We start from the raw sequence: 15768 nt of genomic DNA, 5'->3' as shown, positions 1-15768 counted from the left end.
CCGGCAGTTGGCGCTGATGCTGGCGCCGTACCTGCTGGGCCTGGTCGGGCTGGTGCTGCTGCCCGCCGCGGTCACCCTGGCGCTGGCCTTCACCGAGTACGACCTGCTGCGCGCGCCGCGCTGGGTGGGGCTGGCCAACCTCGCCGCGCTGGTCGACGACCCGGTGTTCCGGGTGGCGCTGACCAACTCGCTGGTCTTCGCGCTGGTGGCCGTACCGCTGCGGGTGCTCTTCGCGCTCGGGCTGGCGCTGCTGCTGCACCGCTGGGCGCTCGGGGTCGGTCCCGCCCGCACGGCGGCGGTGCTGCCGACGGCGGTGCCGGAGATCGCCTACGGGCTGCTCTGGCTGTGGCTGCTCAACCCGCTCTACGGCCCGATCAACCAACTGCTGCGCACCGGCGGGGAGAACGGCCTGACCGCGCTGGGCCGCACCCCGCCGCAGTGGCTCACCGACCCGACCGACGCCCGGGCCGCGATCATCCTGATGAGCCTGTTCACCATGGGGGAGACGTTCGTGGTGCTGCTGGCGGCCCGCCGCGCGCTGCCCCGCGACGTCTACGAGATGGCCGCGATCGAGGACGCCACCGGCTGGGACGTGTTCCGCCGGATCACGCTGCCGCTGATGGCGCCGGTGCTCGGGCTGCTGGCGGTGCGCGACGCCATCCAGAGCCTGCACTTCACGTTCGTGCCGGCGTTCGTGGTCACCGACGGCGGTCCGCCCCCGTACGCCACCACCTACCTGTCGCTGTTCGTCTACCGCACCGGCTTCGAGTACCTGCGCTACGGCTACGCGGCCGCGGCGACCCTGGTGATGATCCTGCTGACCGTGGCGGCGGTGCTGGTGCAGTGGCGGCTCATCCGCCGCTACCGAGCCTTCTACCGGCTCTGAGGAACCCGGCGAGCCCGATATTCGCGGGCGTCGGCCCCGAACGCCGTGACATGATCGCGCACTGCGCGGGCCAGGTGGCGGCGCGCGAGGAGGACAGCATGGAGTTCGAGGTACGACGGATCGGTCCGGAGTCGACCGCCGCGGCGGCTGGCGTGCTCGCCGACGCCTTCGACGGTTACCCCTGGATGGCCTGGACGGTGGCGGCCGACCGGCACCGGGAGCGGCTGGAGGCGATGTTCGCCGGCACGGTCGACGCCGTCGGGCTGCCCTACGGCGACGTCTGGGCGGCGGTCGACCCCGACGGCCGGCCGGCGGCGGTGGCGGTCTGGCTGCGCCCGGACCGGCCGGTGCCCGACGAGGTCTGGGCCGGTGTCACGGCGCGCAACGCGGATCTGGCCGGTGACCGGCAGCCGGCGCTGCGCGCCGCCGACGAGGCCTGCGCCTCGCTGCGGTCGGTCGAGCCGGCGTTCCTGCTGGCCACCGTCGGCGTGCGCCGGGTCGACCAGGGCCGGGGGCTGGGCAGCCGGGTGCTGCGGCCGGGCCTGGCGGAGGCGGACCGCGCCGGCCTGCCGGCGGTGCTGGAGACCTCGTCGGAGCCGAACGTGCGGCTCTACCAGCGGCTCGGTTTCGCGGTCACCGGCCAGGCCCAGGTGCCCGAGGGCGGTCCCCGCGTCTGGGCGATGCGCCGGCCGGCCGGCCGGGCCGATGCCGGAACACGGGTGTAAGGGGCGCTCGCCCGGGTAGCCGCCGGGAATGGAGCTGGTCGAGGAGTCGCCGTACCGCTTCCGGATCGACCGGCACGACCCGATGCGGGTGCCGGGAGTGGTCTTCGCGTCCCGGTCGTTGCTGCCCGACGCCGGGGCGGACAAGTCGCTGGAGCAGGTCGCGAACGTCGCCACGCTGCCCGGCATCGTCGACGCCTCGTACGCCATGCCCGACGTGCACTGGGGCTACGGGTTCCCGATCGGCGGGGTGGCCGCCACCGACGTCGCGCACGGCGGCGTGGTCTCGCCCGGTGGGGTGGGCTTCGACATCTCCTGCGGGGTCCGGCTGCTCGCCGCCGACCTGGACCGCGACGGGCTGCGGCCCCGGCTCGACGCGCTGATGGACGGGCTGGGCGAGGCCACCCCGCGTGGGATGGGCAAGGGCGCGGTGTGGCACCTGTCCTCGCGCTCGGAACTCGACGCGGTGCTGCGCGGTGGCTCCCGGTACGCGGTCGAGCGCGGCTTCGGCGTCGAGCGGGACCTGCACCGCTGCGAGGACTACGGCGCCGTCGGCGACGCCAACCCGGCCGAGGTCAGCGAGCGGGCGATCGAGCGCGGCGCGCGCCAGGTCGGCAGCCTCGGCTCCGGCAACCACTTCCTCGAGGTGCAGGCCGTCGAGGAGGTGTACGACGACACCGTCGCCACCGCCTTCGGGCTGCGCCCCGGCCAGGTCTGCGTGATGATCCACTGCGGGTCGCGGGGGCTGGGCCACCAGATCTGCACCGACTACGTCCGCGCGATGGAGAAGGTGATGGCCCGGCACAACATCCACGTGCCGGACCGGCAGCTCGCCTGCGCCCCGGTCTCCTCCCACGAGGGCCGCGCCTACCTGGGGGCGATGGCCGCCGCCGCCAACTACGCGCGGGCGAACCGGCAACTGCTGGCCGACGCCGCCCGGAAGGTCTTCGCCCGGGTGACCGGCAGCCGCCTCGACCTGGTCTACGACATCTCGCACAACCTCGCGAAGATCGAGGACCACGACGTCGACGGCGAGCGGCGTGCGCTCTGCGTGCACCGCAAGGGCGCCACCCGCGCGCTGCCCCCGGGCCACGCCGACCTGCCCGACGACCTGCGCGACGTGGGACAGCCGGTGCTGATCCCCGGTTCGATGGGCACCGGCTCGTACGTGCTCACCGGCGTGCCGGGGGCGCCCGCGTTCGCCTCCACCTGCCACGGGGCCGGGCGGGTGCAGAGCCGCAAGCAGGCCGTGAAGGCCGAGCGCGGCCAGGACCCGCGTGGCCAGTTGGAGGCGCAGGACATCGCGGTGCGCGGCGCGTCCCGGCGTGGCCTGGCCGAGGAGATGCCGTCGGCGTACAAGGACGTCTCGGCGGTGGTGGCGGCGGCCGAGGGCGCCGGGCTGTGCCGGAAGGTGGCGCGACTGGTGCCGCTCGGCGTGGTGAAGGGCTGAGCCGGCGGCTCACACGTCGAGGGTCACCGCGCAGGACCAGCCCCCGCCGTCGCGGCCGAAGCGCAGCTCGTGCAGGGAGACGGCCTTCGGCACCGCGCCTACCAGCTCGACGGCGTCGGTGCCCGTCGTGCGCCAGCGCACCGTCAGGCCGCCGGCGCCGTCGTCGGCCACCTCGCTGTGCAGCGGCAGCTCGCCCTCCGTCTCCATCCGGAAGATCACCTCGTCGAGTACGCCCACCAGCAGGTCCTCGTCGTCGCCGGCCGGCGCACGGAACTCCCGCTCGCCGCCCGGCGGTGCCCCGGCGGGGTCGACGAACGTCCCGACCATCGCGGCGACCGCCTCGGCCACGCACTCCTCCCGGGTCGGCGCCCACGCCTCGATGCGGACGTCGGCGGTGTGCGGCACGCAGCGGTGCCCGCGCTCCGGTCGTCGTTCCATGCCCCGATCATCCGTCACCGGGCCGCCGCGCGCGGGCGGGTCCGCGCAGGCCGAGGCGGGCTTCGGTGCGGGCCGACACGGGCTCAGCGCAGGCCGAGGCGGGCGATGGGCTCGACGAGTTCGCGCTCCTCGTAGGCGAGGTGGGACAGCAGCGTGTCGCTGAGCAGGTCGACCGCCGCGCGGAGTTCGGCCATCCCGTCGGAGACGGAGACGAACGCGACGAGGGCGCGGTCGACCCGTTCCAGGACGTCGTGGATGGCGTGGTGCTCCTGCTCCAGCCGGTCGATCACCGGCGCGAGGCGGGGGTCGCCGGCGCGCAGGTGCGGGAAGATCCCCCGGTCCTCGAGGGTGTGGTGGGTGGTGACCACCCGGCAGTACGACTCGCAGTAGGTGCCCAGCGTCCACTTGTTCTGCCGGATCGTCATGGTGTTGATGTGCGAGCGGGCCGTGCCCGCGTCGAGCAGCCCGGTGCCCACCTGCTCGACGAGGTCGTGGAGGCGGGCGAGTTCGGCCCGCAGCCCGTCGTGCACGTCGACGAGGTGCTGCGCGCCGGCCTGGTCGTGCGGGGTGTAGGTGCGGGCGGGGTCCGGCGCGGGGCCCGTCGGCCGGGTGGTCTCGTCCCAGACCCGGATCGCGCTGCGGCGGACGCCGTCGTCGGGCGTCGGCACGACCGCGAAGGCTCCCGCCCCGGCGGGCGGGCGTTCGACCGGCGGCTCCGTCGGGGCGGTCACCGGCACCGGTCCCGGCGCGTCGGGCGCGGTGGCGGCGGTGCGCTCGGCGGCCACGAGGTCGCGTACGGCGGGAGCGACCTCGGCGGCGAAGCGCCGCAGGTCCTCGGGGTCGTCGCTGCCCAGGATGAAGGTGCTGATCCCGTCGCCGAGCGCGAGCTCGGCCAGTTCCTCCGCCCACTGCTCGGGCGGGCCCTGCAACGGGCCGCGGCCGACCGGGGTGAAGCGGCCGGTCACGTTGAGCAGCCGGCGGACGTCGCCAGGAGACCGGCCCGCCTCCCGGGCCGCCTCGTCGATGACGGCGTTGCCCTTCGCGAGGTCGCCGGGCTGGAGGTAGCCCAGCGACGGCAGCCACCCGTCGGCCCGGCGCCCGGTCAGGGCCAGCATGCGCGGCTTGTACGCGCCCAGCCAGATGCCCACGTCGTGGGCGGGCGCGGGGCCCGGCTTCGCGCCGACCACCCGGTGGAACTCGCCGGCGACGCGGACGCCGCCGCGCGCGTCGACGTCCCAGACCTGGCGGATGACCTCGATCGCCTCCGCCAGGGCCCGCACGCCCTGCCCGGGGGAGAGCCGACGCCCGCCCATGGCCTCGATGGCCTCCCAGAACGCGCCGGCGCCCAGGCCCAGCTCGATCCGGCCGCCGGAGAGCAGGTCGAGGCTCGCCACGCTGCGGGCCAGGACGGCCGGCGGGCGCAGCGGCAGGTTCGTCACGTTCGCGGCCAGCCGGACGCTGCGGGTCCGAGCCGCCACGAAGCTCATCAGCGTCCACGTGTCCAGGAACGCCGGCTGGTACGGGTGGTCCTGGAAGGTGACCAGGTCGAACCCGACCTGCTCGGCCAGCACGGCGAGGCCCACCACCCGGCCCGGGTCGGCGTTGCCGGGCGTCAGGAACGACCCGAAGGTCAACGGGTGCCCGTAGTCGCCCATGTCGGCCTCTCTCCCTGTCCCGCGGCTGCGCCGAGCCGCACGGCAGATGGTATGCCGGGCGCGGACGTCGGCCGCCCGCGACCGACGATCCCGAGGGGCGGGGCGAGGACCGGGCAGGGGCCCGGTGGCCCGGCGGAGGGCTGCCCCGCAGCAGGGCGTTGACGCCGGTAGATAGGCCCCCTAGGGTCCTTACGGACCGGACCGTTATGTGCCCTCCCCGAGCCGTGTGCTCGTCGCGCGACGGGTCGGTCCCGGAGTCCGGGGGAGGAAGCCAATCGCCCGGGTGCTCCCGCTGCAATTCCGGATCCGACCGTTACGGCTCGACCGCCGGCGCCTCCGGCGGTCGTGGGAAGAGGAGCAGGCGCTCATGACGAACCGCCGCACGTTGATCCGCTACGCCGCCGCCCTCGCGGTGGCACCGGCCGTCCCCGCCGCCTGGCCCGCGTCGCCCGCGTCGGCCGAGCCGGCCGCCGGGGTGACCGTCGACCTCTTCGGCATCCCGCTGCGCGACGTCCTGCTCATCGGCGGGACCGTCGCACCCGGCCCGGACGGCAGGCCGGTGCTCTGGTCCGCCGTCTCCGGTGAGCCGGCCCGGCTCGCCGCCATCGACCCGGCGACCGGCCGGACGGTCTCCGACCAGGAGCTCACCGGCGCACCCGGCTCGTACGCGGTGGCCGCCGCGCCCGACGGCACCGTCTACGTCGGCGCGTACAGCACCGGCGACCTGTACCGCCGCCGGCCCGGGCCGGACAAGCCCGTCGAGAACCTCGGCCGGCCGCTGCCCTCGGAGACGTACATCTGGCGGATCGCCGTGGACGACGCGGGCGTCGTGTACGGCGGCACCTTCCCCGGCGCCCGGGTCTTCGCCCACGACCCCGTCACCGGAACGACCCGGGACTACGGCCAGGTCCTCCCCGGCGCGCAGTACGTCCGCAGCCTCGCCGTCACCGCCGACAAGGTCTACGCCGGCACCCAGCCGGACGCACACCTCTTCGAGATCGACAAGGTCAGCGGCGAGATCCGGGAGCTGTCCCTGCCCGACGGGCTCGGCGCGGGCACCGGCCAGACGGTGTACGACCTGAACGCCCACGACGGGCGGGTGTACGCCCGGTTCGGCTCCGCCATCAACGGCCGGCTCGGCGTGTACGACACCACGCGGCGGCGGTGGACCGACCTGATCGACGACGTCGCCGGGCTGGACGTCTCCGCGCCCGGACCCGGCGGCCTGGTCTACCTCACCCGCGCCGGCCGGCTCACCGGCTACCACCCGGGCACCGGCACGTTCACCGACACCCCGCTGGTCTTCCCGGGTCGGGTGGTCAACAACCGGGGCATCGGCTGGGTCACCCTCGCCGACCGGGACTGGCCGGGCCGCACGCTCGTCGGGCTGCTCTGGCGGGGCGACATGTTCCGCTGGAACCCGGTCACCGGCCGCGCCGACGTGGTGCAGACGGACGTGCCCGGCGCGCCCATCCCGATCGCCGCGCTGCACGTCGGCGCCTCCGGCGCGGTCTGGGTCGGCGGCTACCTCAACGGCGGCCTCGCCCGCGTCGACCCCGACACCGGGGTGTCGACGTTCCAGCGCTTCGCCCAGGTGGAGAGCGTGCTGGAGACCGGCGGCCAGGTCTGGCTGGGGGCGTACCCGGACTCGCGGCTCTACCGGTACGACCCGGCGAAGCCGTGGAGCAGCCCCGAGTACTCGCCGGGCCTGCCGGGCAGCGCGGACAACCCGGTGAAGCTGCTCGACCTCAAGGCCGCCGACCAGGTGCGGGCGAGGGCGCTGACCGATGCCGGGGACAGCGTCGCCTACGGCACGATGCCCAACACCACCCTCGGCGGGGCGCTGGCCGTCGTGGACAAGGCCACCGGCGCGGCGCGCGTGCACCGGCCGGTGGTGACCGACCAGTCGATCGTCAGCCTCACCCACGTCAACGGCCTGATCGTCGGCGGCACCTCGATCTCCGGCGGGTACAGCGTGCCCCGGCCCACCCAGACCGAGGCGCGGCTCTTCGGCTGGGACGTCGCCACCGACAGCGAGGCGTTCCAGTTCGTCCCGGTGCCGGGCGCGACGGCGATCCCGGCCCTGGCGGTGGACCGCTCCGGCCTGCTCTGGGGGCTGGCCGGCGGTCAGCTCTTCACCGTCGACCTGGCCACCCGCTCGGTCACCCGGCGCATCCAGCTCGCCCCGGGCGTCGCCGACAGCCGCGGCCGGCTGGGCTACGACACCCCCCGCCACCTGCTGTACGCGCTGGTCGGCGGGCGGCTGCTGGTCCAGGTCGACCTGGCCACCGGCGCGACGCGGCAACTGCTGGACCAGCCGACGGAGTTCCTCGCCGTGCACCCCGACGGGCGGCTCTTCGTCGGGGCCGGCGAGCACCTGCACCGGGTCACCGTGACGGACTGACCCCGACGGGGACGGCGGGCCGGATCTCCTGCGATCGCCGGCCCGCCGTCCGTCGTGCCGGGGGCCTAGAGCTGGATGCGGACCAGGTTACGGCCGCGCAGCGCGTAGAGCGCCGAGCCGTCCGGGGCGGCGGTGAGCAGCGCCCCGCCGCCGTACCACTGCGCGTTCAGGCCGGTGACGAACGGGGTGACCGTCATCGTCTCCGGGTCGAGCTGCCACACGTCCCTGCCGTTGGTGCCGTAGATCGTCGCGCCGACCTGCACCAGGGTGCTCTGACCCGGGGCGACGGCGGCGGTCGACACGACCTGGCGGGTGCGCCGGTCGACGGCGAAGAGCACGCCGGTCTCGGTGAGGCCGATGACGCGGTCGCCGGTGGCCACGAGGTCGACGATCTGCTTCGCGCCGGGGACCGGGGTGATCTCCCAGGTCTTCGTCCGGCTGGCGAGGTCGAAGCCGGCGAGCCGGGCCTCGGTGGCGCGCGGGGTGGTGCCGAAGCCGCCGTTGACGCTGCTGCCGAGGAAGGCGGTGCCGTGCTTCACCGCCACCGACCGGATCGACTGGTCGGCGATGACGTCGCGGTGCACGTCCAGGGCCCCGGTGCGGGGATCGTAGAGGCTGACCGCGCCGCCGTACCGGCCGTAGTCCGGTTCGGTGCCGACGACCAGCAGTCTGTCGGCGGGGGACCAGGTGGCGTCGAGCGGCCGGGTCTGTTCCGCGCCGATCGCGGCGACCCGGCGCGGGTCGCCGTCGGGCGCCATCCGGAACAGGTACGCCAGCGTGTAGACCGACATCCAGATCTCGCCCGCGACGGGCGTCATGGCCTTGGCCTCGCCGGGCAGGAACCGCCGGGTGGAGGTGCCCGCCGCCAGGTCGTGCACCTGCACGCCGGCCTTGCCGGAGACGTACACCCGGGGGCCGTCGGTGGCGATCGCCATGGCCAGTTCCGGCGCCGGCGGCATGCCGGCCTGGGTGAGGTCGACGCCGGTCAGCTCGCCGGTGTTCAGGTCGTAGGTGACCACGGTGTTGGTGACGACGCCGCGCAACTGGTCGCCGGTGACGAAGATCCGGCCGAAGGAGGCGCCGTCGTAGGGCACGGCGAGGGTGCTGAGCTGCCCGGTGTCCCGGTCGTACTTGCGCAGTGTGCCGGAGGGGCGGGTGCCGAGGTAGACGTCGTTGCGCGCCGGGTCGACGGCGATGGCGGTGATGAAGCTGTCCGGCGTCTGCACCACCTCGTACCTCGACGGGTTCGCGGTGTCGATCAGCAGCATGGTGCCGGTGGGGGAGAGCGCCGCGGCGAGGAGGCCGTTCTCCAGGGCGAGGGTGCCGACGAAGGTGCGGTCGGCGAACTCGGGCGGCAGGAGTTCCCGCTTCGCGCCGGTGGCCCGGTCGATCGCGATCAGGTGGGCGTGCGCCCCGACGCCGGCGTAGATGGTCGTCGCGTCGACGGCGATGCTGCGCACGTACTGCTCGCCGGGTACCGCGACCCCGTAGTCGCGGGTGGCGCCGGTGGCGGGGTCGTAGGAGAAGACCCGCCCGCCGGGGTAGGTGCCGCCGTAGACGACGCCGTCGGGCGCGGTGTCCAGGGCCCAGATGTACCGGTCGGGGGAGACGTCGGCCACCTTGGTGACCCCGGTGCCGGTGGTGTCCACCCGGTACAGGTCGCCCGGCTCGTAGGTGCCGACGTACAGGTCGGTGCCGACCGAGGTGGTGGCCCAGGCGCCGCCGCCGGTCGGCAGCTCGTAGCGCTGGTCGACCGTCTGCGCGGCCAGGTCGTAGCCGCCCACCACGACCGGGTTCACGCCGCCGGTCGCGGTGTAGATCGTCCCGTCGATCAGCTCGGAGCCGTTGACCGAGGTGACCTCGGAGGCGGGCCCGAGGTCGGTGACGGCGCCGGGCGGGGGCGCCTCGGCGTGGGCGGGCCCCGCCGGGACCGCCAGAGTGGCGGCGGCCAGCAGCAGGGCCGCGGTGAGCGCGGTACGTCGCAACACGACCTCCAGAGTTCAGGTTTCGGTCCAGGCTCTAACCGTCACAGCCCACCACGCTGACCGCGCCGTGTCGAGCCCTCGGTGCGGACTCCGCACCGGTTGGGCGCAGGCATTCATCGGTAACTCTAGAGTTCCGGACGCCACCGTAATAGGGTGCCGGCATCGTCGAACGTGGAGGTCGCGCCGTGTCGCCGTTACGTCGTCCCCTTGTGCCCGCCGTCGCCCTGGCGCTCGCCGCCGCCCTGCTGCCCGCCGCCCCCGCCACGGCCGTGCCGGCCGCCCCCACGCCCGGCGCGGTCACCGACTTCGGGGTCCAGCAGACCGCCCTCACCGTCTTCGAGGGCCACTACGGCACCGGCGCCGCCGGCCGGCCCGTCGTCTACGGGGTCCAGATGGGCTCGCCCGGGGTGCTCAGCGTGGCCGACCCGGTGACCCGGGAACTGCTCGACACCGCCTACCTGCCCGACTCCTCCGGCGCCTGGGGCATCACCCAGGCCGGCGACGGCACCGTCTACGCGGGCAGCTACCCCAACGCCCACCTCTACTCGTACGACCCGGACACCCGGGCCACCGTCGACCTCGGCGCACCCGTGCCGGGGCAGACCGTCCTCTACGGCCTGCGCCCCGGCGCCGACGGCCGGGTCTACGGCGGCACCTACCCCGGGGCGCACGTCTTCTCCTACGCTCCGGGCGAGGGGTTCCGTGACCACGGCCGGATGTACCCCGGCGAGCAGTACGTGATCGACGTCGCGGTCGACGCCGCGCGGAACGTGCTGTGGGCGGCGGTCGGCACGGGTGGCCACCTGATCCGCCTCGACCTGACCACGGGGGAGAAGCGGGACATCTGGCCGGAGGCGCTGCGCGGCGACGCGAACCACCCGTACGACATCAACCTGGTCGGCGGGAAGCTCTTCGTCAAGCGCAGCAAGCTTCAGGCGCTCGTCCTCGACCCGGACACCGGCACCGTCCTGGCCGACGGCTTCACCATGGGCTCCCGGGGCACCTCGCCGCTCGCCCCCGACGGCCGGTCGGTCTACTTCACCTCCGGCACCGACCTCTGGCGCTACGACCTGCCGACCGACACCGCCGGGCCGGTGCGCGACGCCGCGGGCGCGCCGGTGCGCAGCGACGGGGCGGGCATCGGCTTCGGCTTCCTCGACGGCCAGCTCTACGCCGTCGTCGGCAACTACGCCGGGCAGGCGCTGCGGTACGACCCGGCGACCGGCGCCAGCGAGCGCTACCGGCTGCCGTTCCCGCCCCAGGCGCTGGACATCAACAACATCACCGCCGGCCCGGACGGCCGGATCTGGACGAACCTCTACATCAACGGCAACCTCGCCGTGCTCGACCCGGCCACCGGGGTGGTGACGAACGTGGGCCGGCTCGGGCAGGCCGACGGCTTCGGCTGGCACGACGGGAAGATGTACCAGGGCGTCTACCCGTACGGCGGGGTGCTCGTCTACGACCCGACCCAGCCGTACCGCCTCGGCACCAATCCGCGCGAGCTGTTCCGGCTGCAACCCGAGGGCCAGAACCGCCCGATCGCCTTCGCCTCGGCCGGCAGCCGGGTCTACGTCGGCAGCACGCCCGACTACGGCCTCTGGGGCGGCGCGCTGACCGTGTACGACACCGCGACCGGCGCCCGCACCACCCGCCGGGACATCGTCGCCGACCAGGGCGTGATCAGCCTGGCCGTGGTCGGCGACCGACTCTGGGCCGGCACGACGGTCAGCGGCGGCGGGGGCACCGTGCCGCGCGCCACGGAGGCGAAGCTGTTCACCGCCGACCTGGTGACCGGCGAGAAGACGGCCGAGTACACCCCGGTGCCGGGCGCCGACGCGATCACCTCGGTCGTCGCCGGGCCGGACGGCATGATCTGGGGCCTCGCCGACGGCGAGGTGTTCGTGCTCGACCCGGCGACCGGCGCGGTGACGCACCGCGTCGACGTGCCCGGCGGCTACTCCGGGGTGGCCGACGAACTGGTCGTCAGCGCCGCCGACGAGCACGTCTACGCCTCGCTCGACGGCTACCTGCTGAAGATCGACCCGCTGTCGAAGGCGGTGCGGGTGATCCGGGACGCGGAGACCTACCGGCTGACCCAGGACGGCCAGGGCAACCTGTGGTTCCGCAACGGGGTCAAGGCGCCCAACCGGGCGGTCCAGTACGGCTCGCACCTGCTGCGGTACGTGCCCGAGGCGGACGCCTGCCCGCGCTCCGACCTGCGCCGTCAGGTGTACGCGGGCGACGCGACCGCCGTGCCGAACCGGTACGCCGACGGCGGGTGCACGGTCAACGATCTGATCCGCGACGAGGCCGACTGGGGCAACCACGGCGCGTTCGTCGCGCACGTCGCCTCGGTCACCGACGGGCTCGTGGGATCCGGCGTGCTGGACGACGCCGAACAGGACGCCATCGTGGCGGCGGCCGCCGCCTCCTCCGTCGGCCGCTAGGCGGTCGGCGCGGCGTTTCCTGCGCGCCGTGGGCGAGGGCCCGGGCGGTGTACGCCATCCGGGCCCCGCCGAGCGCGCCGAGATCGTGGTGGACGTCCGCTCGGGCGAGCGGGTGACCCCGCGCAGCACCCCGCCCGACCTCGCCGCCGGCGCGCTGGCTGACCGGTTCGCCGGCGGCGCGGACCGCTTCGACGTGCTGCAACTGCGCGCCGCCGGCACCCTCGCGGCATCGCCGTCGGTGCCCGACACGCTGGTCCCGGTCGACCGGCTGGACCCGGCGTCCGCCGGCGAGACCCGGCGGTTCACCCTCACCGGCCGCAGCATCAACGGCCGCTCGATGAAGATGGACCGGATCGACTTCGTCGCCACGAAGGACGCCACCGAGGTCTGGGAGATGGTCAACCAGGACGGCACCCCGCACAACTTCCACGTGCACGACGTGCAGTTCCAGGTGCTGTCGGTCGGCGGTCAGGCCCCGCCGCCCGCGCTGGGCGGCTGGAAGGACACCGTCTACCTCGCGCCGCAGCGGCCCGTCCGGCTGGTCCTGCGCTTCACGACCACAGTGACCCGGACGTGCCGTACATGTTCCACTGCCACCTGCTCTACCACGAGGACGCCGGCATGATGGGCCAGTGCGTGGTGGTGGAACCGGGCCAGCGCGCCGGTACCCCACCCCGGCCCGGCACCCACGCCGGGCACGACTGAGTCTGTCGCACCCGCTCGTTACCCTGCCGGCATGATCATGGACGACGCGGACGCCACCACCGTACGGTTCCTCCGGATGATGCGGGCCACCCTGCGCGAGGAGAAGGCCGGCGAGGACACCCTGGGGCGCACGGTCGAGCTGGCCCGGGCCTGGGGCACGAGCGAGGCCGCCGACGCGCACCTGCGCGCGGCGCTGCGGCGGCTGCACGGCGAGTCCCCGGATCCCGACGACCCCCGGCAGGTGGCCGACGAGTGCGCCGGCCTCGACCCGGACGGCGTGCCCGACACGGCCACGGCAGCGAGGGGCCGGGCGATCGGCCGGTTCGCCGCGAACGCCCGGCGGCTGCGCGAGGGCGAGATCGGCCCCGCCGAGTTCGACCGGATCGTGGGGGAGGGCCGGCAGGGCTGACGGTCGCGGTCCGGCGGCGTACGGTCGGGCGGGTGCGGATCACCAAGTTCACCCACGCCTGCGTCCGGCTGGAACACGACGGCGGCGTGCTGGTCATCGACCCGGGCACGTGGAGCGAGCCGCGCGCCCTGGCCGGCGCGGACGCCGTGCTGGTCACCCACGAGCACACCGACCACGTCGACGTGCTCCGGCTGGCCGGCCTCGGCGTGCCGGTCTTCGCGCCGGAGGGCGCGGCGCTGCCCGGCCCGGTCCCGCTGCCCGTGACCCGGGTGGCCGCCGGGCAGCGGTTCACCGCCGCCGGCCTCACCGTGACCGCGCTCGGCGGCCGGCACGCCACCATCCACGGCGGTCAGCCCGACTGCGCCAACCTGGGCTACCTCGTCGGCGACGACGTCTACCACCCGGGCGACTCGCTGCACCCGCCGGGCCGGCCCGTCCGGACCCTGCTCGTCCCGGCGCAGGCGTCCTGGCTGAAGCTGACCGAGGCGATCGACTTCGCCCGGGCCGCCGGGGCGGAGCGGGTGTTCCCGATCCACGACGCCCAGCTCAACGACCGGGGGCTGGCCAGCGTGAACGGCTGGTTCGCCGAGACCGTGCCCGGCTACCGCCACCTGGCACCGGGGGAGTCCGCCTGAGCGGCCGTCTCCTCGCCCGCCTGCTGTCCTCGGCCCGGGAGCGGGCGCCCCGGCCGGTGGTCGGCCGGATCGCTCCGGTGCCCCCGTGCCGTCCACCGGCCGGTTGCTATACGGTCGCCGGGTGAGGATCGAAGAGCACTGGTGGAACGGCGACACGTCCCAGCGTGGGCGCCGCGACGTGTACATCCGCACGGACGGGCAGCGCTGGGACGTGCAGGTGCAGATCGGCGGGGCCTCCGGCCGGTCCCGGGTGCAGGAATGCCCGGGCCGGGCATCGGCGGTCATTCTCGCCGGCGCCTGGCGGGGCAACCATCCCGCCTGGCGTGAGGTGTCCGCCTGACGGCGCCGACCCGGTCGGTGCACGGCGCCGAGGCCGAGGCCGACGTCGGCGAGGGTCGACCCGTGGTGACGCCACCGGGTCATGGTGGGCGTTGACCCGCCCACTCCCGCCGGCGGCTGGTTACGCTCGGGTCGTCGTCGAGGTCGGGGGAGCAGCATGAGCAGCCAGACGGTCCCCACGGTGATGCCGGCGGCGTTCTTCGGGCACGGCAGCCCGATGAACGCCCTGGAGCTGAACCGGTACACGTCCGCATGGCGCGCCTTCGGCCGGTCGGTGCCGCGACCCCGCGCGATCCTGGTGGTGTCGGCCCACTGGTACATCGGCGCCACCGCCGTCACGGCGATGCCGCGACCGAAGACGATCCACGACTTCTACGGCTTCCCGCAGGAGCTGTTCGACGTCCGCTACCCGGCGCCGGGCCTGCCGGAGCTGGCCGAGGAGATCAGCGACGTCGTCCACCCCACCTGGGTAGGCGCGGACGTCGACTCCTGGGGCATCGACCACGGCACCTGGTCGGTGCTCACCCACGCCTTTCCCGACGCCGACATCCCCGTCGTCCAGTTGAGCATCAACGCGTTCAAGGATCTGGACTACCACCTGGATCTGGGTGCGAGGTTGGCGCCGCTGCGCGAGCGCGGCGTGCTCGTCGTGGCCAGCGGCAACGTGGTGCACAACCTCGGCGGGGTGGATCCGCGAATGGTCGACGAGGGCTTCGACTGGGCGCACCGGTTCGACGAGGCGGCCAGGGAGGTCATGCTCGGCGAGCCGACGGAGGCGCCCGCGCTCGACGCCCACCGCGACTTCGGCCTGGCCGTGCCGACGCCGGACCACTTCATTCCGCTGCTCTACCTGGCCGGCCTGGCCGGGGCCGCCGGCAACGGCTCGGAGGTGCTGGTGGACGGGTACGCGTACGGATCGTTGTCGATGACCGCGTACACCGTCGGGCTGTCCTGCCGGGGGCCGGGCCCGGCGGCCGGCGCGCCGCTGCTCCCGGCCGACGTGCCTCCCGACTCCTCGAACATCTGACCACCCGGCCTCAGCCGGTCGGGTCCTCCCTCAGGACTCGGCGCGGGCCAGCAGCAGCCCGAGCGCCACGAACGAGCCGGCGAAGCCCCGGCGCAGCCAGCGGGTCACCGCCGGCCGGGCCAGCACCCGGTCGCGCACGGCGCCGGCGAGCACCCCGTACACGCCGAACACCACGAAGGTGAGCAGCATGAACACCGCCCCCAGCCCCAGCATCCGGGCCACCTGGTCCGGCTCGTCAGGTCGGACGAACTGCGGCAGGAACGCGACGAAGAAGATGGTCAACTTCGGGTTGAGCAGGTTCGACAGCACCGCCACCCCCGACCACCCGGGCGGGCGACGGCGCGGGCTCCGCCGCCGAGACCGTGAACCCGCTGCGGTCCCGCCACGTCGCCCAGGCCAGGTAGAGGAGATAGGCCACCCCGACGTACTTGAGCACCTGGAACGCCGCGGCGCTGGAGTGCAGCAGCGCGGCCAGGCCGGTGACCGCCGCCGCGAGGTGCGGGGCGACGCCCAGGGTGCAACCGGCGGCGGCGAGCAGTCCCGCGCGACCGCCGCGGGTCAGCCCGGCGGCGAGTGTGTAGAGCGCCCCGGTGCCGGGGGTGGCGACCACCACGAGTGAGGTGAGCAGGAACGCGACGGTCATCGTCGTCCTTTCCGAGCAGT

At 74.6% G+C, this 15768-nt stretch carries 16 protein-coding genes; 11 read left to right on the top strand and 5 right to left on the bottom strand.

Features of this window, described 5'->3' with window-relative positions:
- Positions 1–16: 16 nt before the first annotated feature.
- The 3 genes from AB0G14_RS24090 to AB0G14_RS24080 all read left to right on the top strand — a co-directional run bounded on the left by AB0G14_RS24090 (position 17) and on the right by AB0G14_RS24080 (position 3058).
- The gene (locus tag AB0G14_RS24090; RefSeq protein WP_357700992.1) at positions 17–886 is read left to right on the top strand and encodes a sugar ABC transporter permease; all 870 of its coding nucleotides are present in this window, start codon (positions 17–19) and stop codon (positions 884–886) included.
- 98 nt (positions 887–984) lie between these two features.
- Positions 985–1611 (top strand): GNAT family N-acetyltransferase, encoded by a 627-nt coding sequence (locus tag AB0G14_RS24085; RefSeq protein WP_357700990.1) that lies wholly within the window; start codon positions 985–987, stop codon positions 1609–1611.
- 28 nt (positions 1612–1639) lie between these two features.
- Positions 1640–3058: an RtcB family protein gene (locus tag AB0G14_RS24080; protein WP_357700929.1), complete on the top strand. Its 1419-nt coding sequence runs from the start codon at positions 1640–1642 to the stop codon at positions 3056–3058.
- A 9-nt stretch (positions 3059–3067) separates the two neighbouring features.
- Here the strand turns inward: AB0G14_RS24080 and AB0G14_RS24075 are convergent, their stop codons facing one another.
- The gene (locus AB0G14_RS24075) at positions 3068–3496 is read right to left on the bottom strand and encodes an archease (protein ID WP_357700927.1); all 429 of its coding nucleotides are present in this window, start codon (positions 3494–3496) and stop codon (positions 3068–3070) included.
- A gap of 83 nt (positions 3497–3579) precedes the next feature.
- Complete coding sequence (locus AB0G14_RS24070) at positions 3580–5151, bottom strand: LLM class flavin-dependent oxidoreductase (protein WP_357700925.1); 1572 nt, start codon at positions 5149–5151, stop codon at positions 3580–3582.
- A gap of 367 nt (positions 5152–5518) precedes the next feature.
- Here AB0G14_RS24070 and AB0G14_RS24065 point away from each other — a divergent pair, with 367 nt between their 5' ends.
- Positions 5519–7555, top strand: a complete 2037-nt coding sequence (locus AB0G14_RS24065) for a hypothetical protein (RefSeq protein WP_357700923.1) — start codon at positions 5519–5521, stop codon at positions 7553–7555.
- Positions 7556–7620: 65 nt separating this feature from the next.
- Here AB0G14_RS24065 and AB0G14_RS24060 read toward each other — a convergent pair whose 3' ends face one another.
- Positions 7621–9543, bottom strand: a complete 1923-nt coding sequence (locus tag AB0G14_RS24060; RefSeq protein ID WP_357700921.1) for a hypothetical protein — start codon at positions 9541–9543, stop codon at positions 7621–7623.
- A gap of 182 nt (positions 9544–9725) precedes the next feature.
- On the opposite strand from AB0G14_RS24060, the gene AB0G14_RS24055 reads away from it, so the two are divergent.
- From AB0G14_RS24055 to ygiD, 7 genes are all read left to right on the top strand, one after another.
- A complete protein-coding gene (locus AB0G14_RS24055; RefSeq protein WP_357700919.1) occupies positions 9726–11990 on the top strand; it encodes a hypothetical protein in 2265 nt (754 codons plus the stop codon).
- A gap of 28 nt (positions 11991–12018) precedes the next feature.
- Positions 12019–12615 (top strand): multicopper oxidase domain-containing protein, encoded by a 597-nt coding sequence (locus AB0G14_RS24050; protein ID WP_357700917.1) that lies wholly within the window; start codon positions 12019–12021, stop codon positions 12613–12615.
- Positions 12573–12695, top strand: coding sequence for a multicopper oxidase domain-containing protein (locus AB0G14_RS24045; protein WP_357700988.1), 123 nt, complete (start codon positions 12573–12575; stop codon positions 12693–12695). Before AB0G14_RS24050 ends, AB0G14_RS24045 begins: the two co-directional genes overlap by 43 nt.
- Positions 12696–12726: 31 nt before the next feature.
- Entirely contained in the window at positions 12727–13104 is a 378-nt protein-coding gene (locus AB0G14_RS24040; protein ID WP_357700915.1) for a hypothetical protein, read from the top strand.
- Between the two features lie 32 nt (positions 13105–13136).
- Positions 13137–13739 (top strand): MBL fold metallo-hydrolase, encoded by a 603-nt coding sequence (locus AB0G14_RS24035; protein WP_357700913.1) that lies wholly within the window; start codon positions 13137–13139, stop codon positions 13737–13739.
- A gap of 121 nt (positions 13740–13860) precedes the next feature.
- Positions 13861–14079, top strand: a complete 219-nt coding sequence (locus AB0G14_RS24030) for a hypothetical protein (protein ID WP_350708282.1) — start codon at positions 13861–13863, stop codon at positions 14077–14079.
- 156 nt (positions 14080–14235) lie between these two features.
- On the top strand, positions 14236–15105 hold the full coding sequence (gene ygiD / locus AB0G14_RS24025) for a 4,5-DOPA dioxygenase extradiol (protein WP_357700911.1): 870 nt from the start codon (positions 14236–14238) through the stop codon (positions 15103–15105).
- 30 nt (positions 15106–15135) lie between these two features.
- On the opposite strand, the gene AB0G14_RS24020 is transcribed toward ygiD, so the two are convergent.
- Complete coding sequence (locus AB0G14_RS24020; RefSeq protein ID WP_357700909.1) at positions 15136–15387, bottom strand: LysE family transporter; 252 nt, start codon at positions 15385–15387, stop codon at positions 15136–15138.
- Positions 15341–15748 carry a LysE family transporter gene (locus AB0G14_RS24015; protein ID WP_357700907.1) on the bottom strand — a complete coding sequence of 136 codons (408 nt, stop codon included), beginning with the start codon at positions 15746–15748 and terminating at the stop codon, positions 15341–15343. Before AB0G14_RS24015 ends, AB0G14_RS24020 begins: the two co-directional genes overlap by 47 nt.
- Positions 15749–15768 lie beyond the last annotated feature (20 nt).

It is taken from the genome of Micromonospora sp. NPDC023814, assembly GCF_040639595.1.
GTDB lineage: Bacteria > Actinomycetota > Actinomycetes > Mycobacteriales > Micromonosporaceae > Micromonospora.
The sequence above is the reverse complement of the archived record's forward strand: the minus strand, read 5'-3'. Positions and strand labels throughout refer to the sequence as shown.